This is a genomic window from Aegicerativicinus sediminis (assembly GCF_015476115.1).
Classification (GTDB): domain Bacteria; phylum Bacteroidota; class Bacteroidia; order Flavobacteriales; family Flavobacteriaceae; genus Aegicerativicinus; species Aegicerativicinus sediminis.
This window is the reverse complement of sequence record NZ_CP064295.1, coordinates 2,663,892-2,684,500: the sequence shown is the minus strand read 5'-3', so window position 1 is coordinate 2,684,500 and position 20,609 is coordinate 2,663,892. Positions and strand designations below refer to the sequence as shown.

Sequence of the window (20,609 nt, the reverse complement as noted above, 5' to 3'; positions counted from 1 at the left end):
TGGTTAATTAGTTTCGTTGGAAAGGTTTAAATGGATTAAGGCAAAAACAGAATAGTTGATCATGTCTTGGTAATTGGCAGCTATACCCTCACTTACCAAGGTGACACCCTGATTATCTTCAATCTGTTTTACCCTTAATAGTTTTTGAAGAATCAAATCGGTCAATGAACTAACTCTCATATCTCGCCAGGCTTCACCGTAATCGTGATTCTTATTAAGCATTAATTCCTTGGTTTCGTTTATTTTTTGGTCATAAAGACTTAGAGATTCTTCTAATGATAAGTCTGGCTGGTCAACGACACCTTTTTCAATTTGAATCAATGCCATTGTACAGTAATTGATGATGCCAATAAATTCGCTTGCCTCATCCTCATCAACTTTACGTTCAGTATTTTGTTGTAAACTTCGTATTCGTTGAGCCTTGATGAAAATTTGATCTGTAAGTGATGGAAGTCTTAAAATTCGCCAGGCACTACCATAATCCTTCATTTTCTTTTGAAAAAGATCTCGGCAAATAGTGATAACAGCATCATACTGTTTTGAAGTGCGGTGCATCTATTACTTTTAAAATTGCGTAAATTTCGGACAAATAAAGCGAAATTAAAAACATTGGAAGCATCAAGCGTTAAAAGCTTTTCATTTAATAGCAAAGGAGAATTATTTGAAGTAGACAAACCTTGGGTAATGGGTATTTTAAATGTTACTCCAGATTCCTTTTACGATGGCGGAACTAAAAAATCTGATTTAGAATTTCTAAACCAAACTGAGCGGATGGTAATGGAAGGTGCAAAAATAATTGACGTGGGAGGATATAGCTCCAGACCTGATGCAACCGATATTTCAATTACCGATGAATTGAAGAGGGTTATTCCCATTATCATAAAAATTTCGGAAAGATTCCCTGGAATTTTAATCTCAATCGATACATTTCGCTCAAAAGTTGCTAAGGAAGCCATATTGGCAGGCGCCAATATGGTTAATGATATTTCTGCAGGAAAATTAGATGGTAAAATGCTAGAAACTATATCTGAACTTAAAGTTCCTTATATAATGATGCATATGAGGGGCACACCTCAAACCATGAAGAGCCAAAATGTATATGACGATTTGCTGAAAGAAATCATTTATTACTTTTCAGAAAGAATTGCAGAAGCACGTTCCCTTCAAATAATGGACATTATTATAGATCCTGGTTTCGGGTTTGCAAAAAACATCGAACAAAATTTTGAATTATTAAGGAAACTAGATTTGCTTCACATTCTAGACTTGCCAATATTAGTAGGTTTATCTAGAAAATCTATGATATATAAGACACTCGAAACCTCACCAAATGAAGCCCTCAATGGAACAACGGCACTTAATATGCTAGCCTTAGGAAAGGGTGTCTCATTTTTAAGAGTACATGACGTTAAAGAAGCTGTGGAGTGCATTAAGTTGAATGAGTTATATTCAAAAACTTAAACATCTATATATTTGCTACATTTACAAAAACTAGCTTTTGGAAAATTTTGACCTGCTTCAATTCGACATTGTAGACTTCATTGATGTCTTCCTTGTAGCCATACTTTTATATTACTTATATCGCTTGGTTCGCGGCACTGTCGCCATAAATATTTTCCTTGGAATTATAATCATATATTTTGTTTGGCGATTAACTGCCTATTTAAACATGGATATGCTCCATAGCATTTTTGATGGGTTTATGAAGGTTGGTATTATTGCGCTAATTGTGGTGTTTCAACCAGAGATTAGAAAATTCCTTTTAATGGTAGGTTCTACGAATATTCGCAGTAAAGGCAAGTGGTTTGGCAAAATGCGCTTCTTAAAAAGCGAAGTTCCTACCGGTATGGACCTTGATGCAATTCTAGGGGCTTGTAGCAAAATGAGCACAACTTATACTGGGGCGTTGATAGTATTGGAACGTAATAACAATCTCGATTTCCTTACTAGTTCTGGAGATGAAATGAACATTGCTGTCACCCAACCCATCATTGAAAGTATTTTCTTCAAGAACAGCCCATTGCACGATGGAGCTATTATAATTTCAAACAATATCATTAAAGCCACTAGAGTAATTCTACCAGTGAGCAATGAACGCAATATCCCCCAGCGTTTTGGCCTTCGGCATCGTGCAGCTATTGGTATTACAGAAAAAACCGATGCTTTGGCATTGGTGGTAAGTGAAGAAACTGGACAAATTTCATACATAAAAAATGGTGAGTTTAATATGTTCGATTCAATAGTTCAATTAAAGGATATGATTAAGGAAGACTTATCTTAATGGATTGCAAAAATTGCAGATATTCTATTCCTGAAAATGGCAAGTATTGTCTTAATTGCGGTGCGAAAGTTGTTACCGAACGCCTTTCATTTAGGCATCTTACAGATGAATTCAGTCAACAATTTTTAAATTGGGACAACCGATTTATTTTTACCATTAAACATCTTTTTAAAAATCCTTCTAAGGTAATTTCGGAGTATGTCGATGGAGTAAGAAAACGGTACATAAACCCGTTAAGTTTCTTTGCTATATCATTGACCATATCAGGGGTTTATCTATTCTTGATGCAGAAATATTTTCCCGATGTGCTAGATATGTCACAATACTTTGACAATCCAAATCAAAAATTGGGAAACCAAAAGCTCACAAGTTTTGTTTACGAATACAATTCATTTATAAGCTTTATTATTATTCCTGGGGTTGCTTTTATATCTTGGATTGTATTTTGGAATAAGAAGTACAACTATATAGAACATTGTGCAATTTACTTTTACACAATGCCTTTATTCTCAATGTGCACTTCAATTGTAACCGTTTTAGCTGCTCTTTTTTTACCATTTCAACCAATGCTCGTATCAATGGGATTATGGTTGATTTTCTTTTTCTATAGTGCAATCCTATTAAAGAAACTTTTCGGTTTAAGTTGGAAGTCGATGGTATTGAAAACCCTATTGTTTATCCCGCTTTTCTTTATGGCTTATCTTGCGTTCTCATTTTTAATTCTTGGTATAGGTATACTAACCGGAGTGATTGAATTCAAGGATTTTCTCCCTCAAAAGCCCTAAACCGTTTCTTCCTTTAAAAATTGAACTTCATAAAGATTGCGGTAATACCCCTCCTCTTTTTTAAGAAGTTCTAAATGTGTTCCTTCCTCTACGATTTCTCCATTATCCATAACAATAATTTTATCTGCCTTTTGTACGGTCGCTAATCGATGAGCTATGATAATGGAAGTTCTACCCTTAGTTATATTATCTGTGGCATTCTGGATAAGTTGTTCGGAATAAGAGTCAACAGAACTTGTTGCTTCATCCAATACTAAAATACTTGGGTTAGTAACATAGGCTCGTAAAAAAGAAATCAATTGCCTCTGGCCTGAAGAAAGCATTACCCCTCGCTCTTTAACATTATAATGATAACCATTTGGAAGACTTCGAATAAAGTCATCAATCCCAATTTCCTTAGCCGCCTTTTGAACTTGTTCCTCTGTAATTTCAGGATGATTCAGAGTAATGTTAGCCAAGATGGTATCTGCAAAGAGAAACACATCCTGTAAAACCACAGCAATTTGGGATCTCAAAGATTTTAATGTAAAGGTTTTAATATTAATACCATCAATTAAAATTTCACCTGAATTGATATCATAAAACCGATTAAGCAAGTTAATTATAGTTGATTTGCCTGCTCCAGTTGCACCGACAATCGCAACAGTTTGTCCTGGTTGGATATCCAAATTAATACCCCTTATCACCTCCTCATTTTCCAGGTAACCGAAATGAACATTTTTAAAATTAATCCTTCCGGAAAAATGACCAGCCTTTTCCTCTCCTAAATCATCAATTTGTGAGGTTGTATCTAAAATTTTGAACACCCTATCAGCCGCAACCATACCCATTTGTAGGGTATTAAATTTATTGGCAATCTGGTTTAAGGGGCGATATAGCATCGGCACCATCATAATAAATGCCATTAAATCACCCAGGGACGCTGTATTGTCCATAATTGCATTTAACCCTCCAAACCACACTACTAGACCCAAAGTAATAGAAGATAAAAATTCAGCTATGGGAAAGAATATAGAATTATACCAAACCGTTTTTAACCACCCTTTTTTATGTCGCTCGTTTATTACTTTAAAATTCTCATATTCCGTTTCTTCTCTCGTAAACAATTGCAAAATCTTCATTCCGGTAACTCTTTCTTGAACAAAAGAATTCAAATTGGCAACTTCAGTTCTAACCTCCTGAAATGCCATGCGCATATACTTTTGAAAAATCTTTGTGGCAAGAAGAACAAAAGGCATAGTAGCAAAGACAATCAAACTCAATTTCCAGTTCATATAGCCCATCATTATGCCTACTGCTAGCATTTTTAGTATATCACTAAAAATCATGAATAGGCCTTGATCGAATATATCCCCAATGCGCTCCATATCCTGCACAGCTCTGGTAATTAGTACCCCGACTGAACTGTTGTCGTAATATTTCATTTTAAAATTGAGCATGTGCTTAAAGAGTTTTACACGTACATCTTTAACCACATTCTGTCCAAGCCAACTGGCATAATAGATAAAAAGTAGCTGACAGATCACTTCAAGAATTAAAAGGACAATCATTAAAATGATTAAGTACATAAATCCGTCGTAGTTACGATTTGTAATATTCGTATCTACGGCAATCTGAACTACTTTGGGACGAAGTACACCAAAAACGGAAAGACCAATAACAAAGATGATATTGGCAACAAAAATCCATTTATAGGGCTTTATGTAGGTCATTAGCCTTTTAAAAAGATTGTAATCGAAAGCTTTATTTAATTTGGCGCTCATTAATTATTTACGTTGTAATTTTCCGGATATCGCACCTCGGTTAAATACAAACCATGCGAAGGTACAGAGAATCCCGCATTGCTTCTATCTTTTGACTTTATAATATTGTGAAGTTCCTCAACTTCTAACTTACCGCTACCGATCATCAACATAGTACCTACGATAGCTCTTACCATATTTCGTAAAAACCGATTTGCTGTAATAATGAAGGTATAATTGTTACCATCTACAAACCATTCCGCTAAAGTTACCTTACAACAATAGGTTTTAACATCAGTATTACTTTTACTAAAACATTGAAAATCTGTATATTGGTATAATATTTTGCAAGCATCATTCATCTTCTTCAAATCTAAATCCCTACCATATTGGTAAGAATGATTAACTAAAAAAGGATCTTTTTCAATATGAATGTGATAATGATATGTTCTCGATACAGCATCAAATCTAGCATGAGCGTCAGGTTGCATCTCAAAAACATTTTGAATTGCTATGTCTTTTGGTAGAAAGGAGTTCATTTTAAATACAAACTCCTCTATTAAAGGAGAATCATAGTCAAAATGGGCAAACATTTCTTTTGCGTGAACTCCGGTATCCGTTCTACCCGCACCCACAATTTCAACGTCTACACCTAATATTGTGGATATACTCTTCTCTAACACTTCCTGAACGCTTAGGGCATTAGGTTGATTTTGCCAGCCATGGTAAGCCAAACCATCATAAGAAAGTTTAATAAAATATCTCAAACGTTTCCAATAAATTTGTGAGGGTCAAAGATAGACACTTTTGTCATTTTTAAAATCCTTCCAAACACCTGAAATAATTAATGAAAAAAATACTCCTACTATCAGATACCCATGGGTATCTTGATGACACAATTTTGAAGAGAGCCAATGAGGTTGATGAAATTTGGCATGCTGGGGATATAGGAAATTTAAGAGTAACGGATCAATTAGCTAAAATTAAACCAATTCGCGCGGTTTACGGAAATATCGATGATGCAAAAACACGGCTTCAGTTTCCTGAACATAACGAATTTGAAATTGAAGGGGTAAAAGTATTTATTACGCATATCGGCGGTTATCCTGGAAGATATAATCCTAAAATTCGTCCGTTGTTAGAAAAGAGTAAAGCGGATCTTTTTATTTGCGGACATTCTCATATCCTTAAAGTGATGAGGGATAAAAGACTTGATTTACTACATATGAACCCTGGAGCTATAGGAATACATGGCTTTCACAAGGTAAGAACAATGCTGTCCTTTGAAGTTAATAAAGGTTCCATAGAAAATCTTATAGTATTGGAGTATCCAAGATAAAAAAACCCGAGACTAAGGCCTCGGGTTCTACGCACTAATACAACTAAGATAATAGGTTTATCGCAATCTATCCACAGATTTTACAAGATCCTCATCCCGTTTAATGGCTTTATTGGCTAAAACCAAAAGAACGATAGAAACAACGGGTATGAACATCCCAATACCTTTCTCAGAAACACCAGTTTCTCCAGATAACCTTAGGGATTGATACACAAATAGTCCTAGTAATATAAAGTTTAATATGATATTAAGTCGTCCCATTACAAATTGAGACTTTCTATTCCTATAAGAAAAAACAGAGATAAGAGACAATGCCGCCGAAGCCATAAATAAGGCGAGATAATAAATATTATCCTGGGCATAAACCTCTACTCCCTCTACATTATTAAACAACTTGAAAACAAATATCAATACTCCCGAACATATGGCGGCAAGTAAAAGATAAATGGTTTGGATACGTTGTAACATACTATTTTTTAAAAATGCTGAGCAAAATTAATAGTTTATCATTAATTCATATATTTATTTTTAAAATAATATTGTATTATTGCATAAATAATTCGGGACTCCAAAAGTTTCCAGTTATAAAATCTTCAGATTTACTCATATTTCCCACATTATTTCAACCAGGAATCAGGAAAAGTTAGAAGGAAATCAATTATTAGTTAAATAACAACTACTCAAATCATAATGTTTGAAATTTCGGAATTAAAAGCAAAGAAGTTGCCTGAACTTCAAAATCTTGCAAAAGATTTAAATATACCTAAATTCAGGACGCTTAAAAAACTTGATTTAGTCTATCAGATACTAGATCACCAAGCGGCTAATCCTAATGCCGTAAAAAAAGTTACACAGAATGGTGCTGAGGGCACTGCTAATGAGAAACCTGATGCAGTTGCTGAAGCAAAAACTGATGCCCCAAAGAAGGAAGAAAATAAAGAAACTTCAGAAAATAAAGATCACGGTCGAAACCAAAACCGTAATAAAAATCATCGCAACCAAAATTCGCAAGGCGGTGATCAAAGAAGTCACAAGAAGGAACATAAAAATCCTAACCAAGGCAATAATAAATCGCGAGAAAACAACAATAACAACTCAAACAGTAATCGCGATAACGATAATAGGCCTCATAAATCTAAGGATCAAAAAGATTCTAGAAATAATGGCAATAAAGATAATCGTAATCGATACAGAGAACCCGACTTTGAATTTGATGCCATCATAGAGAGCGAAGGAGTCTTAGACATTATGCAAGATGGGTATGGCTTTTTAAGATCATCAGATTACAACTACCTGTCATCTCCAGATGACATTTATGTTTCACAGTCTCAAATTCGATTGTTTGGTTTAAAAACAGGAGATACTGTATTAGGGCATGTTCGACCACCAAAAGAAGGCGAAAAATATTTCCCGTTAATTAAGGTTAGCAAAATTAATGGGCAAAAACCAGAGGTCGTTCGGGACAGAGTTTCTTTTGAACACCTAACGCCTTTATTCCCACAGGAAAAATTTAATTTAGCCGAAAAACAAAGCACGGTTTCAACGAGAATCATGGATCTGTTTGCACCTATCGGTAAGGGCCAGAGAGGTATGATTGTATCACAACCTAAAACCGGTAAGACGATGCTTCTAAAGGATGTTGCCAATGCTATTGCAGCTAATCATCCAGAGGTTTATCAAATGATACTACTTATTGATGAGCGTCCTGAAGAAGTTACTGATATGCAACGAAATGTTAGAGGGGAGGTAATTGCTTCAACTTTTGATAAAGAAGCCAATGAGCATGTGCGTATTGCGAATATTGTATTGGAAAAAGCTAAACGACTTGTTGAATGTGGACATGATGTAGTTATTCTTTTAGATTCTATTACAAGATTAGCTAGGGCATATAATACGGTACAGCCTGCCTCAGGAAAGATCTTAAGTGGTGGTGTTGATGCCAATGCACTTCATAAGCCAAAACGTTTCTTTGGAGCTGCGAGGAATATTGAAAATGGTGGAAGTTTAACAATTATTGCCACTGCCCTTACAGAAACAGGATCGAAGATGGATGAAGTAATTTTTGAGGAATTTAAAGGAACGGGTAACATGGAACTTCAGTTGGATCGAAAAATTGCTAATAGAAGAATTTTCCCTGCGATTGATCTTACTTCTTCCAGTACTAGAAGGGATGATTTACTTCATGATGAAACCGTTATCCAAAGAATGTGGGTAATGAGAAAATATTTGGCCGATATGAATCCCGTTGAAGCAATGGAATTCATTAATGACAAAATCAAACAAACCAGAAATAATGAAGAGTTTCTAATCTCAATGAACGGTTAAAATTTTTCAATTTCTTTAGAATAACATAAACCCCTAATTAATTAGGGGTTTATTCTTTTATGCTAATATCATAAAATAAAAAAGCCCTCCAATCGGAAGGCTTCTATATCTTAATTGCAAACTAATTATAGAGCTGCAACGTGTTTTGCTAATTGAGATTTAAGGTTAGCTGCTTTGTTATCATGGATAACATTTTTCTTAGCTAACTTATCAATCATAGATACAACATTTGGAAACATTTCATTTGCTTCCTTAGCATCTGTCATTTCTCGTAATTTCTTTATTGCGTTACGAGTAGTTTTATGTTGATATCTATTAACCAAACGCTTAGTTTGATTACTTCTAATTCTTTTTAATGCTGACTTATGATTTGCCATTATTCTTTTCTACTACCTATTAAAAAATTGTAGCCCGTAAGGGAATCGAACCCTTCTTACCAGGATGAAAACCTGGCGTCCTAGCCGATAGACGAACGGGCCATTAAAATGAGAAACAAACTTCTCACTGCTCTCGAAAAAGAATTAAAACAGTTCTTTGTTCGATTGCGGATGCAAAAATACAACTATTTTTAAATGTTGCAACAACTAATAAAGTTTTTTTGAAAAAATTAATATGCCTTTGCAAAAAGTACTCTTCTAGCCGAAGGTTTCCCTGAATAAACGCAGGTTCCCTCCTCCTTTTCAGCATTAAGGGGAATACATCTTATAGTAGCTTTTGTAAGTTCTTTAATCTTCTGTTCAGTTTCTGCGGTACCATCCCAATGGGCAGAAATGAAACCAGTTTTATTTTCAAGAACATCTTTAAAAGTTTCAAAATCATCAACTTCAGTTGTATGATTATTTCTGAACTCCAGAGCCATAGTATATAGATTAACTTGAATTTGCTTCAAAAGATCAGGCACTACTTCATCCAACTTATCCATACTCAGAAATTCCTTTGTAAGAGTATCTCGTCTGGCCAACTCTACCGTACCATTTTCCATATCCTTAGGACCAATTGCAATCCTTAAGGGCACTCCCTGCAATTCATATTGGGCAAATTTGGCACCTGGCCTAAGCATATCATTATTATCAAACTTTGCTCTGATGCCTAATTTTTTAAATGACCTTAAAATTTCATTAACTTTTTCAGAAATTTGGTTTAATTGATCCTCATTTCTATAAATAGGGACAATCACAACCTGTGTTGGAGCCAATAATGGTGGGATAACAAGGCCATTGTCATCGCTATGCGTCATGATAAGAGCTCCCATCAATCTGGTTGATACACCCCAAGAAGTTGCCCAAACATAATCTAACTTTCCTTCCTTATTGGTGAATTTAACATCGAAGGCATTCGCGAAATTTTGTCCCAAGAAATGAGAGGTCCCAGCCTGAAGAGCCTTCCCATCCTGCATTAAGGCTTCAATGCAATAGGTTTCGACAGCGCCGGCAAAACGTTCGCTTTCGGTTTTAATACCACGGATTACTGGTATGGCCATATAGGTTTCAGCAAACTCGGCGTATACATCGTTCATCAATTCTGCCTCTTTAATTGCCTCCTCCTTAGTAGCATGCGCAGTATGACCTTCTTGCCACAGAAATTCGGCTGTCCTCAGAAACAATCGTGTTCTCATCTCCCAGCGCACTACGTTGGCCCATTGATTTATAAGTATAGGTAAATCTCTATAACTCTGAATCCAACCCTTATAGGTATTCCAAATTATCGCTTCACTTGTTGGACGAACAACTAATTCCTCTTCTAATTTTGCTTCCGGATCGACTCTTAATTTTCCTTTATTATCAGGATCATTTTGAAGTCGATAATGAGTAACTACAGCACATTCTTTAGCAAATCCTTCAGCATTTTTTTCCTCTGCCTCAAATAGACTTTTAGGCACAAATAATGGAAAATATGCGTTTTGATGCCCTGTTTCTTTAAACATTTTGTCTAATTGTGCCTGCATATTTTCCCAAATTGCATATCCATATGGTTTTATAACCATACATCCTCTAACTGCAGAATTCTCAGCTAGTCCCGCTTGTACAACGAGTTCGTTATACCATTTTGAATAATCTTCTACTCTACTTGTGAGATTTTTTGCCATTCTCTAGTTTTTGGCATAAATATTGTGCCTATGTTAATATAAAAAATAGTTCAGCAAAACTAACTATTTTTGTAATGTTCAACAATAAATAAATTGAGATATGCAACCTAACAATTACCTAAAAAACAGAAGTTTCTGGATGGTTGCTATTGGCTCATTGTTTTTGCTTGTATCCTGTGGCTCCTACCAATATGTCGGTTATGATAATGATGGCATTTATGGTACAAGAGGAGTAGTTTATGAAGAAGAACCTAACAATGTAACAACAGACGCTAGTAGCGCATCTTACTACAGTACTTATTTTGGAGAAAAAGAACAACAGTATGATTATATTACCCAAGGAGGTAATGAAGTCTTTACTGATATCGATAGTTACCAAGGTGACTATAACGAAGAATTAGATTCCCTTAGTTATAAAAGTGGCTACGCTGGCTGGGGTTACAATGAGCCCTCTTCCATTTCAATAAATATATATAATCGCCCTCTATGGAATAATTGGGGTTGGGGATTTGGCTATGGATACGGTGGCTTCTATAATCCTTGGTTCTACAATGATTGGGCTTGGGGTTATGGTTATGGCTATTATCCTGGTTATAGATTCTATGGCCCGAATTGGTTTTATAACAGACCATTTTGGGGCGGAATAGGATTTGGGTTTGGAAATTGGTATCCTAATTATTACAATAATTTTTATTATAATCGACCTTATTATAATAATCGAGTTGTTTACCAGCCCGGAAGACGTGGCTATACCTCTGGAAATTACTCAAGCAGGAATTATAACAATTCTACAATAAATCGCAGAAGTTCTGCCGTTTCTAGAAATGTTAACGGTACTATGAGGACAAGGCAAACTAATAGGGCTATAAGTAGATTAGATCCTAATAGTCGGGAAAATAATTATGGCATACAGTCTCGTAGATCCTATTCCATGAGAAATGGAAATGTTCGAAGTTATGATTCTAGACGTAATTATTCCAATTCAACTCGATCCTCAAATAGAAGCTATACGCCAAATAGTCGTATGAATAGAAGTTTCGAAAGAACATCTTCTCCATCTATTCAACGTTCAGCTCCTAGCAGCAGAAGCAGTGGAAGTATGGGAAGATCGTCATCTTCATCTCGAGGCTCATCATCCGGCAGTAGAAGAGGTAATAATTAACAATCTACTTTTAAATATATATGAAAAAGTTATTTGCCTTCCTGGCAGGGATATTCTTTGTCACAACTGTAAGCTCCCAGGAAATAAGTGATGCACTTAGGTATTCTTTAGATCATGTTAATGGTACCGCTCGTTTTAGCTCAATGAGCGGAGCCTTTACAGCATTGGGTGGAGATTTAAGTGCAATTGGTGTCAATCCAGCTAGTTCTGCGGTTTTTTCTTCTAGTTATGCCTCGGTTACCTTGGGTAATATGGATAGAAACAATGAAACTTCCTTTTTTAATGGGAGGACCTCAACGTCTGAATCTAGATTTGATCTTCAACAAGGTGGTGGAGTATTAGTTTTTAATAATGTAAGTGATTCACCATGGAAGAAAATTTCTGTTGGCTTCAATTATGATCAAACTGGTAATTACAATGATTATTGGTATGCCTCAGGCAATAACACTAGGTCGATTGATCGCTTTTTTCTTCAAAATGCCAATGGTTTACGACTAGATGAAATCTCAGCATTTGAAGATGAATCTTTAAGTGAGGCATATTTTGAAATTGGTGATGCCTATGGATACCGTAATCAACAGGCTTTTTTGGGTTATGAATCATATATTATAGATCCTGTCTTAGATACTGACGACAATACTTCCTACATATCAAGTATTTCCCCTGGAATTTTTGAGCAAGACTATTTTTATTCGAGCCAAGGATATAGTGGAAAATTTGCAGTTAATTTTGCAACTCAATATCAAGATGTATTATATCTAGGTTTAAATTTGAACGGACACATTATTAACTATGAAAATTCAACATTTTTAAACGAATACAACGATAATGTTGGATCATTTATCAATGAAATTGAATTTGAAAATAGGCTTTTCACAACCGGGCAGGGATTTTCCTTCCAATTAGGGGGCATAGTTAAGGTAACTGAACAATTAAGAGCTGGGCTTTCATATACAAGTCCAACTTGGTATACAATACAAGATGAGACTCTTCAATATCTTAGAACCTATTCTTATGATAATGATTCCGCCCCATGGATTACAATAAATCCACAGGTATCAAATTTGTATCCTGAGTATAAACTAAAAACACCTGCTAATTTTACCGCTGGATTGGCTTATGTATTTGGAGATTCTGGTTTGCTGAGTTTTGATTATGGACGCAAGGATTATAGCAAAATAGAATTTAGACCAGATAACGACCCTTATTTTCAAGATCAAAATGCCATTATTTCGGATCGATACAAGGCAGCTTCTACTTACAAGTTTGGAGGAGAATATCGCATTAAAGGATGGAGTTTTAGAGGAGGTTACCGATTTGAAGAAGGCATTAGCACAGACAATTCTTTTGGCGATTTAAACGGTTACAGTCTCGGTTTGGGTTATAGTTTTGGTAACTTCAAACTCGACGGTGCTTTCTTACAGTCTAAAAGGAGTGTGGCAAATCAATTATACAGTATTGGCTTAACTGATTCGGCCCTAGTGGATATAAAGAATACGTTGTTAAACTTTACTATAGGTTTTTCAATTTAAAATTGAATTCGATATTTATGAATCCGGCCCAAATGGGCCGGATTTTATTTACTATCGTCTTAAAGCGAAATGTGATTTAAACAACTTTCTTTGTCCATTGCTTGAATCTGTATATTCGAGTGTAAACCAGTAATCAGTTGAAGGCAAAGGATATCCGTTAAACGTACCGTTCCAGCCCTGACCAGTCGGCGAAATTTGTTTTAACAATTTACCATATCTATCATAAATTGAAATGATGGCATTCGGTTGGTTGCGTAATCCTGAGATATTCCATGTGTCGTTTCTTCCATCACCGTTCGGAGTAAAAAACCTGGGAAAATCAAGTATGGATACGATCGCACTACCCTCACCACAACCGTCAATATCTCTCGCTAAGAATAGATGGTCTCCAGGAGTTAATCCTGTAAATCTATTTGAATCCTGAAACGGTCCACCATCTACACTATACTCATAATTACCTGGCCCCGTCACACGCACTTCCACAATGTTATTGTCGGCAAAAGGTGTAGAAATGAGAACTGCATCCACAACCGGAGGTGGGTTGGCAGTTACATTAACACAAACTTCCTGAGTATATTCACATCCAAAGTCATCAACTATCCTATAAGTATAACAATTAGTTCCTTCGGCAGAAGGCTGAATTGTAGCAATACCATCGGCTTGCGAAATAATATCTGGACTTGGATCCCAACTTTCACTAACAATTACAGGGGTGAAGGAGAACCCTTCTGGTACTATTGATGGGTCAAAAGCCAAACTCCACTCAAAAATAAAACCATTGTCCTGATAAAGATTATCCACAATTTCTAAACACCAATCACCATTTAACGTTGTGCCTATTAAATTATCGAATGATCCAATAGGTCTGTAATCTCCTGGAACAAAAGTCCTGTATGGCGGATTGGTACCACCTGATTGGGTATTTGCATTCTCTAACAATGTAGTGGCATCAACTGTGAAACAATAAGTCAGACCAGTACCCGGATTTTGTGTGTCATCATTATCAATAGGATTTCCTATATATGTATCATTCCCTCCTTGATTAAACAACAACACTTCATTGCCATTAGGGGCAATCAATCTCATTGCAATATCACCGGCATACGAATGCTCCATATTGATACAAATATTTACCAAATCACTTGCATTGACAAGAGTTTGTGTATCATCAAAACATTCTACGGTAATACAGGATGAATATTTTGGTAAATTTCCAGAATTAACTTGCTCTTCTGTTGGATCAGGTAAATAAGTGACGCCACTGACTGGTGGTGTACAAACATTCTCACTCGTGGTTGGGGTAACTACTCCTGTAAACTCTACTGTATTTCCCAAACAGATATCTATAGATGAAGCTTCTGTTCCAGTAAAATCAGGAATCGTTCCCACTTGTATAATTTGATTGATCTGGTTGGTACTTGGACAACCATCCGGAAAAATAGAAGTGTTGTTATCTCTAATATTCAAATTGACTACATAAATTCCAGGGGTATCGTAGTTATATGTTATACTTTGCCCATTTAATGTCCTTCCGTCCCCCAAATCCCATTCATATGATGCACCTGAACCATTATCACTAAACTGTCCGCTCCCATTTAGAGTAATATCTTCACCAGTACAAACCCTAATTATATTATCAGCGTTTGGTGATGGTGTAGTAGAATCTAATTGTGCAGTAATTTCTTGACAGCTATTGGGAACAGTGCAAAAATGATTAAAAACCCATCCACTAGAAACTCCGTTGCTATCTGAAGTAAAATCTAATGTAAGACATTGACCTGGATTCAATTTAAGATTGGACCAATCAATAGAATTCCCCGTGTATGTACCTATAAGATTTAATGTTCCTCCAGGGTTATATATGGCTCCCTGAACTGTATAAAGCCTCAAAGTATCTCCAGCAACTAAATTGAATTCAACCATTTCTAAGTTCAATTCTAAAAATTCATCTTCAGCACAAACGGTATAAAGAAAACTCTCATTGTTACTGTAATCTCCTGTCGACCCTCCTGTATCCACCAATCTATCCCCACACGACCTTGTCTGGCTACCCCATGTAATATTGTTGGGAAGAACTTCATTTTGAGAAAATGTAGAAATACACCAAAGGGAAGCAAGTAAATAAGTAAGAATTTGAGGCGTTTTAAAATTCATCATAATGAATTAGGGTATTCCTTTGTTGTATTAATTGACCAAAAATAAAGCCTTTATTGGGCAAAGCAAAGTTATTTTATCAGCTTTCATTGTTGAAAAAACGATTTTTTTGGATTTTTAGTCTTTACCCTTTAAATGGTTAATTTAAAGTTAATTTCTACTTCAATGGATATAAAATGAAACTATCTTCAAGCAATACAATGTAATAAGGTAGGACAATTGTCTCTAAACAGACATAAATGTTTATCTTTGCAACCTGTTAAAACATAGCGATTTCAAGAGTTAAGAATAGAATGAAAATCGAGAACGAATTAGAGAAATTTGAAGCAATGGGTAATGATCATGTCGGAACTTCCTTCGAAACTCCGATGAGAAAAGATGCCTTTAAGCTTACAAAAGAAGAAAAAATAGACATCATTAAAGATGATGTAAGGCATATAATGGAAACTTTGGGACTAGACCTTACGGACGATAGTCTCAAAGGAACACCTTTAAGAGTTGCCAAAATGTATGTACAAGAATTATTTGGAGGTTTAAATCCAGATATTAAACCGAAGGCCTCAACTTTTCAAAATAAATACAAGTACGGTGAAATGCTGGTAGAAAAAAACATCAATGTTTACTCTACTTGCGAACACCATTTGTTACCGATTGTTGGTAAGGCGCATTTGGCTTATATATCTAATGGTACTGTGGTTGGGCTTTCTAAAATGAATAGAATTGTTGATTATTTTGCCAGGCGGCCACAAGTACAAGAAAGGCTAACTATCCAAATAGTAAGAGAAATGCAAAAAGTATTGAATACAGAGGATGTTGCCTGTATAATTGATGCTAAGCACCTATGTGTTAATAGTAGGGGAATTAGGGATATTGACTCTAGTACCGTTACCGCTGAATTTGGTGGTAAATTTCAAGAAAAAGAAATTAGAAGAGAATTTTTAGATTACATAAAATTAGAAACCCCTTTTTAAGCTAGCCCCTGCCAATGGCTCTTTACAAAGACAACCAAATTAAAATTTACAATTCCCTTAGCGGAGAAAAGGAAATTTTCAAACCCATTAATGACGGATCCGTAGGCATGTATGTCTGTGGACCTACAGTTTATAGCAATGTGCATTTAGGTAACGTTAGAACCTTTATGTCTTTTGACATGGTATTTCGCTACCTGAAACATTTGGGTTACAAAGTTCGATATGTAAGAAATATCACAGACGCCGGACATTTAGAGAATGATGCAGATGTTGGCGAAGATAGGATTGCTAAAAAAGCGCGGCTAGAACAAATAGAACCTATGGAAGTGGTTCAGCGCTATACAGTTGATTTCCATAATATCCTTAATAAATTCAATTTTCTGCCTCCTAGTATTGAACCAACGGCCACAGGCCATATTATTGAGCAGATTGAAATAATAAAGGAAATTCTGAAAAAGGGATTGGCCTATGAGGTTAATGGCTCTGTTTATTTTGATGTATTAAAATATAATGAGACCAAACAATATGGTATTCTTAGTAAACGTAATGTAGAAGATCTTATCCATAACACTCGGGCCTTAGATGGGCAAACCGATAAGAAAAACCCTCAAGATTTTGCACTCTGGAAGAAAGCTGAACCCCAACACATTATGCGTTGGCCTTCACCATGGAGCGATGGTTTTCCTGGCTGGCATTTAGAATGTACTGCTATGAGCACTAAATATCTTGGGGAAGAATTCGATATCCACGGCGGTGGAATGGACCTAAAGTTTCCCCATCACGAGTGTGAAATTGCGCAAGCTGAGGCTTGTAACAATCACGCCCCTGTACATTATTGGATGCATGCTAACATGCTGATAATGAATGGTAAAAAAATGGCCAAATCTACAGGCAATTATATTTTACCAAATGAAATTTTTACAGGTGAAAACGATAATATTAGCAAGGCTTTTGCGCCAAGTGTAGCAAGATTTTTTATGCTTCAAGCTCATTATAGAAGTGTTTTAGATTTTACAAATAATGGTCTATTAGCAAGCGAAAAAGGATTTTTTAGGTTAATGGATGCAATAGAGAGTATTGATTCGCTAGTTCCGTCTGGCCATTCAACGATCGATATTTCTGAATGGAAGCAAGCGTGCTATGATGCCATGAATGATGACTTCAACTCTCCAATCTTAATTGCTAATTTGTTCGAGGCGGTTAAATATATTAACCAAGTTAAAGAGGGTAGTGAAACTCTAACCAAAGAAGATATTGAACTCTTAAGTAACACATTCAACATTTTTGTTTTTGATGTACTTGGATTTACAAAGGTTAATGAGAATACAAATGAAAGTGGACCTTTGGATGCAGCCGTGGATTTACTTATTCAATTGAGGCAACAAGCAAGACTTAACAAAGATTTTGCAACTTCCGATAAAATAAGGGACGAATTGGCTAAGGCTGGCATTCAATTACAGGACGGTAAAGAGGGCACCACATTTTCTATTGTTCCTAAATGAAACGCATTTTAATTGCACCATTTTTGTTATTGATAAAGTTTTATCAATTATTTATTTCTCCAATAACACCTGCGACTTGCAGGTATCAACCTACCTGTTCTAATTATACCGTTGAGGCACTTAAGAAACATGGGCTTTTTAAAGGGGGTTGGCTGAGCATTAAAAGGATTTTAAGCTGCAATCCATGGGGAGGTAGCGGATACGATCCTGTGCCGGATAAACTTTGAAAGTTTAAGGTTTCCATTTCTGTCTCAATGAGCTATATTTGATCAGTAATTAGTAACACATGCATTTTATAGAAATTGTTTGGAATCCTTCCAAAGGGATTGATTTAGGGTTTTATACTTTACACTACTATAGTTTAATGTGGATTTTAGCCTTCGTTATAGGCTATTACATTATGAAAAAGGTCTATAAGCATGAAGGTCAACCAGAAGAGTCCTTGGAATCCCTATTTATGTATTGTGTAATAGGATTAATGCTTGGCGCAAGATTAGGACATGTTATCTTTTACCAACCAGAACTTTTCAAAGATGACTTTTTTAGTATTTTTCTACCATTTAGATTCAAACCAGAATTTGAGTTTACGGGATTTCAAGGATTAGCTAGTCATGGTGCTGCGATTGCAATGATAATTGCCATGTGGCTATATAATAAGAAAGTACTTAAAAAGACTGTACTTTGGATTTTAGACCGAATTGTTATCCCAGTTGCGATCGGCGCAACCTCTGTAAGAATAGGAAATTTTATAAATTCTGAAATCATCGGGAAACCAACCGGTACTGATTACGGTGTAGTGTTTTCCCAACTTGGTGAAACGTTTCCGCGACACCCCGCCCAATTATATGAAGCCATTTGCTATATAGTGGTATTTATCGTGCTTTGGTATTTTTATTGGAAGACTAACAAAAGTGAACAAAGCGGATTTTTATTCGGATTATTTTTAGTCTTTTTATGGACGATAAGGTTCTTTGTTGAATTCTTTAAAGAGCCACAGGGTGACGAATACATAGATTGGTTCGGATTAAAAACCGGTCAGATTTTAAGTATTCCGTTTATATTAATTGGCCTATATTTTATGTTTATCTATAAACCTAAAGTAAAGTCGGCCTAATGAAAAAACCCTATTTATTTGTCCTTCTGCTCATTTCGGTAGTTGCTTTCAATTCATGTAAAGAAGAACCGAACAACACACCACCTTCCCAGGTAGAAATTAAATTTACCAAGAATGGGGAATTATCTATTTTTAAACAAAGTTCAGATAGCCTTTTATCTAAAGTTGATATTGAAATTGCTGATGATGAATATAAGCGTGAAACTGGATTGATGTATCGAAAAGGAATGAAAAATTCTCAAGGGATGCTATTTATTTTTCCTGACACCCAATACCGCAGTTTCTACATGAAGAATACGGAATTCCCATTAGACATATTATATATTGGAGCTGATAAAAAAATTGTCAGCATTGTAAAAAATGCCAAGCCTGAAGATGAAACTTCATTGCCTTCTGAGGCTCCAGCAAAATATGTTTTAGAATTAAATGGCGGCCTTTCTGATATATTGGGAGTTCAAATAAATGACAGGATTGAGTTTTCAGCCAACTAACTTATTCTAAATTTTACCCCATAAACATTATTACTTTATTTTTATTTATAGCTTTGTCACACAAAGTACTTTAATATGGACTCCAAAAATTATCTTCAAGATATAAATGAGATTAAGCAAATGATGAATCGGTCTTCCCGATTTATTTCATTAAGTGGGTTAAGCGGTATATTGGCCGGTATTTATGCTTTAATTGGAGCTGCCATTGCTTACTGGCTAGTAAAAATTTCTGGTGAGGATACTGTTGCAAGTGGAGGGCATATTTATACAATGGTCTTGATTGATTTATTTCTAATTGCTATTTTCAGTATAATTACAGCAATTTTTCTTACAACTAGAAAAGCTAAAAAGAATGGGGAAAAGATATGGGACAAAACTTCAAGAAGGTTAATAATTAATTTTTTGATACCACTGGTTACAGGGGGTATTTATATTCTGATAATTCTAGATCAACAAAAATATGGTCAAACGGCCGCTCTAATGTTAATTTTTTATGGTTTAGCCCTAATAAATGCTTCGAAATATAGCTTGGGAGACATCCGTTATTTGGGACTAATAGAGGTGACTTTGGGACTAATTTGTGCTCTTTTACCTGGTTTTGGATTTTGGCTTTGGGTCCTAGGATTTGGAATTTTGCATATTGTCTATGGTATTTGGATGCATTACAAATACGATCTTCCTAAAAAGGCTTCCTAAGTGAGTATCATAAATGAATTAAATAAAGCCTTCGATCACCGAATACGTTTGGGGATTATGTCTATACTAATGGTAAATGAATATGCCGATTTTAATACCCTAAAAGAACTTCTAGATGTCACTGATGGGAATTTGGCAAGCCATTTAAAGGCGTTGGAGCAAGAAGATTATATCAAAATTGAGAAACAATTTATAGGAAGAAAACCAAATACCCGCTACCAAGCTTCAAAAAGTGGCAAATCTGCCTTTGAAAAACATATCGAAGTTTTAGAAAAACTTTTAAAAGGAAAGATTTAAAAATTTTTATATTTTTACTTTGTATTTCAAAGTACTTTAGATTTATATTATGATTTTGTTTGAACAACTACACAAGTTTTACCATTCCTTGATACACCTATTCGATCACCCTATAATTAATGTTGCAATTCG

The 20,609-nt window shown here is 35.4% G+C and carries 21 protein-coding genes and 1 tRNA gene; 14 read left to right on the top strand and 8 right to left on the bottom strand.

The genetic code is table 11. The annotated features are described in order from the left end of the window. Nucleotides 1–3: 3 nt before the first annotated feature. Nucleotides 4–555, bottom strand: a complete 552-nt coding sequence (locus tag ISU00_RS11620) for a DUF1599 domain-containing protein (protein WP_228850828.1) — start codon at nt 553–555, stop codon at nt 4–6. A 129-nt stretch (nt 556–684) separates the two neighbouring features. On the opposite strand from ISU00_RS11620, the gene folP reads away from it, so the two are divergent. From folP to ISU00_RS11605, 3 genes are read left to right on the top strand one after another with little or no spacing between them, the layout of a single operon-like run. Continuing rightward, entirely contained in the window at nt 685–1,461 is a 777-nt protein-coding gene (gene folP, locus ISU00_RS11615) for a dihydropteroate synthase (protein ID WP_228853733.1), read from the top strand. Between the two features lie 37 nt (nt 1,462–1,498). After that, entirely contained in the window at nt 1,499–2,281 is a 783-nt protein-coding gene (gene cdaA / locus ISU00_RS11610; RefSeq protein WP_228850827.1) for a diadenylate cyclase CdaA, read from the top strand. Next, entirely contained in the window at nt 2,281–3,066 is a 786-nt protein-coding gene (locus ISU00_RS11605) for a DUF3667 domain-containing protein (protein ID WP_228850826.1), read from the top strand. Before cdaA ends, ISU00_RS11605 begins: the two co-directional genes overlap by 1 nt. Here ISU00_RS11605 and ISU00_RS11600 read toward each other — a convergent pair. Together ISU00_RS11600 and truA are read right to left on the bottom strand one after the other, a co-directional pair. Next, nucleotides 3,063–4,829: an ABC transporter ATP-binding protein gene (locus ISU00_RS11600; RefSeq protein ID WP_228850825.1), complete on the bottom strand. Its 1,767-nt coding sequence runs from the start codon at nt 4,827–4,829 to the stop codon at nt 3,063–3,065. The two genes, ISU00_RS11605 and ISU00_RS11600, sit on opposite strands and share 4 nt — an antisense overlap. Continuing rightward, nucleotides 4,829–5,575 carry a tRNA pseudouridine(38-40) synthase TruA gene (gene truA / locus ISU00_RS11595; protein ID WP_228850824.1) on the bottom strand — a complete coding sequence of 249 codons (747 nt, stop codon included), beginning with the start codon at nt 5,573–5,575 and terminating at the stop codon, nt 4,829–4,831. The genes ISU00_RS11600 and truA overlap by 1 nt, the downstream gene beginning before the upstream one ends. A gap of 80 nt (nt 5,576–5,655) precedes the next feature. Here truA and ISU00_RS11590 point away from each other — a divergent pair, with 80 nt between their 5' ends. Next, a complete protein-coding gene (locus tag ISU00_RS11590) occupies nt 5,656–6,147 on the top strand; it encodes a metallophosphoesterase family protein (RefSeq protein WP_228850823.1) in 492 nt (163 codons plus the stop codon). A gap of 57 nt (nt 6,148–6,204) precedes the next feature. Here the strand turns inward: ISU00_RS11590 and ISU00_RS11585 are convergent, their stop codons facing one another. Then, on the bottom strand, nt 6,205–6,615 hold the full coding sequence (locus tag ISU00_RS11585) for a DUF4293 domain-containing protein (protein ID WP_228850822.1): 411 nt from the start codon (nt 6,613–6,615) through the stop codon (nt 6,205–6,207). A gap of 222 nt (nt 6,616–6,837) precedes the next feature. On the opposite strand from ISU00_RS11585, the gene rho reads away from it, so the two are divergent. Then, entirely contained in the window at nt 6,838–8,472 is a 1,635-nt protein-coding gene (gene rho / locus ISU00_RS11580) for a transcription termination factor Rho (protein WP_228850821.1), read from the top strand. A gap of 125 nt (nt 8,473–8,597) precedes the next feature. Here the strand turns inward: rho and rpsT are convergent, their stop codons facing one another. The 3 genes from rpsT to proS form a co-directional block, all read right to left on the bottom strand. Next, nucleotides 8,598–8,849 (bottom strand): 30S ribosomal protein S20, encoded by a 252-nt coding sequence (gene rpsT, locus ISU00_RS11575; RefSeq protein ID WP_228850820.1) that lies wholly within the window; start codon nt 8,847–8,849, stop codon nt 8,598–8,600. Between the two features lie 30 nt (nt 8,850–8,879). After that, nucleotides 8,880–8,951 (bottom strand) — tRNA-Glu (locus ISU00_RS11570). A gap of 128 nt (nt 8,952–9,079) precedes the next feature. Beyond that, nucleotides 9,080–10,558, bottom strand: a complete 1,479-nt coding sequence (gene proS, locus ISU00_RS11565; RefSeq protein ID WP_228850819.1) for a proline--tRNA ligase — start codon at nt 10,556–10,558, stop codon at nt 9,080–9,082. Nucleotides 10,559–10,658: 100 nt separating this feature from the next. Here proS and ISU00_RS11560 point away from each other — a divergent pair, with 100 nt between their 5' ends. Both ISU00_RS11560 and ISU00_RS11555 read left to right on the top strand, forming a co-directional pair. Then, the gene (locus ISU00_RS11560; RefSeq protein ID WP_228850818.1) at nt 10,659–11,720 is read left to right on the top strand and encodes a hypothetical protein; all 1,062 of its coding nucleotides are present in this window, start codon (nt 10,659–10,661) and stop codon (nt 11,718–11,720) included. Nucleotides 11,721–11,740: 20 nt separating this feature from the next. Continuing rightward, the gene (locus tag ISU00_RS11555) at nt 11,741–13,252 is read left to right on the top strand and encodes an OmpP1/FadL family transporter (protein WP_228850817.1); all 1,512 of its coding nucleotides are present in this window, start codon (nt 11,741–11,743) and stop codon (nt 13,250–13,252) included. Nucleotides 13,253–13,303: 51 nt separating this feature from the next. Here ISU00_RS11555 and ISU00_RS11550 read toward each other — a convergent pair whose 3' ends face one another. Further along, on the bottom strand, nt 13,304–15,409 hold the full coding sequence (locus ISU00_RS11550; RefSeq protein ID WP_228850816.1) for a T9SS type B sorting domain-containing protein: 2,106 nt from the start codon (nt 15,407–15,409) through the stop codon (nt 13,304–13,306). 290 nt (nt 15,410–15,699) lie between these two features. Here ISU00_RS11550 and folE point away from each other — a divergent pair, with 290 nt between their 5' ends. The 7 genes from folE (at nt 15,700) to ISU00_RS11515 (ending at nt 20,477) form a co-directional block, all read left to right on the top strand. Next, a complete protein-coding gene (gene folE / locus ISU00_RS11545) occupies nt 15,700–16,377 on the top strand; it encodes a GTP cyclohydrolase I FolE (RefSeq protein ID WP_228850815.1) in 678 nt (225 codons plus the stop codon). Between the two features lie 14 nt (nt 16,378–16,391). Continuing rightward, nucleotides 16,392–17,879, top strand: coding sequence for a cysteine--tRNA ligase (cysS, locus tag ISU00_RS11540; protein ID WP_228850814.1), 1,488 nt, complete (start codon nt 16,392–16,394; stop codon nt 17,877–17,879). After that, on the top strand, nt 17,876–18,106 hold the full coding sequence (gene yidD / locus ISU00_RS11535; protein WP_228850813.1) for a membrane protein insertion efficiency factor YidD: 231 nt from the start codon (nt 17,876–17,878) through the stop codon (nt 18,104–18,106). The genes cysS and yidD overlap by 4 nt, the downstream gene beginning before the upstream one ends. 59 nt (nt 18,107–18,165) lie before the next feature. Further along, entirely contained in the window at nt 18,166–18,993 is an 828-nt protein-coding gene (gene lgt, locus ISU00_RS11530; protein ID WP_228850812.1) for a prolipoprotein diacylglyceryl transferase, read from the top strand. Continuing rightward, nucleotides 18,993–19,484 carry a DUF192 domain-containing protein gene (locus tag ISU00_RS11525; protein WP_228850811.1) on the top strand — a complete coding sequence of 164 codons (492 nt, stop codon included), beginning with the start codon at nt 18,993–18,995 and terminating at the stop codon, nt 19,482–19,484. Before lgt ends, ISU00_RS11525 begins: the two co-directional genes overlap by 1 nt. A 75-nt stretch (nt 19,485–19,559) precedes the next feature. Continuing rightward, nucleotides 19,560–20,180 (top strand): hypothetical protein, encoded by a 621-nt coding sequence (locus ISU00_RS11520; protein WP_228850810.1) that lies wholly within the window; start codon nt 19,560–19,562, stop codon nt 20,178–20,180. Continuing rightward, nucleotides 20,181–20,477, top strand: coding sequence for a winged helix-turn-helix domain-containing protein (locus ISU00_RS11515; RefSeq protein ID WP_228850809.1), 297 nt, complete (start codon nt 20,181–20,183; stop codon nt 20,475–20,477). The last annotated feature ends 132 nt before the right edge of the window (nt 20,478–20,609 follow it).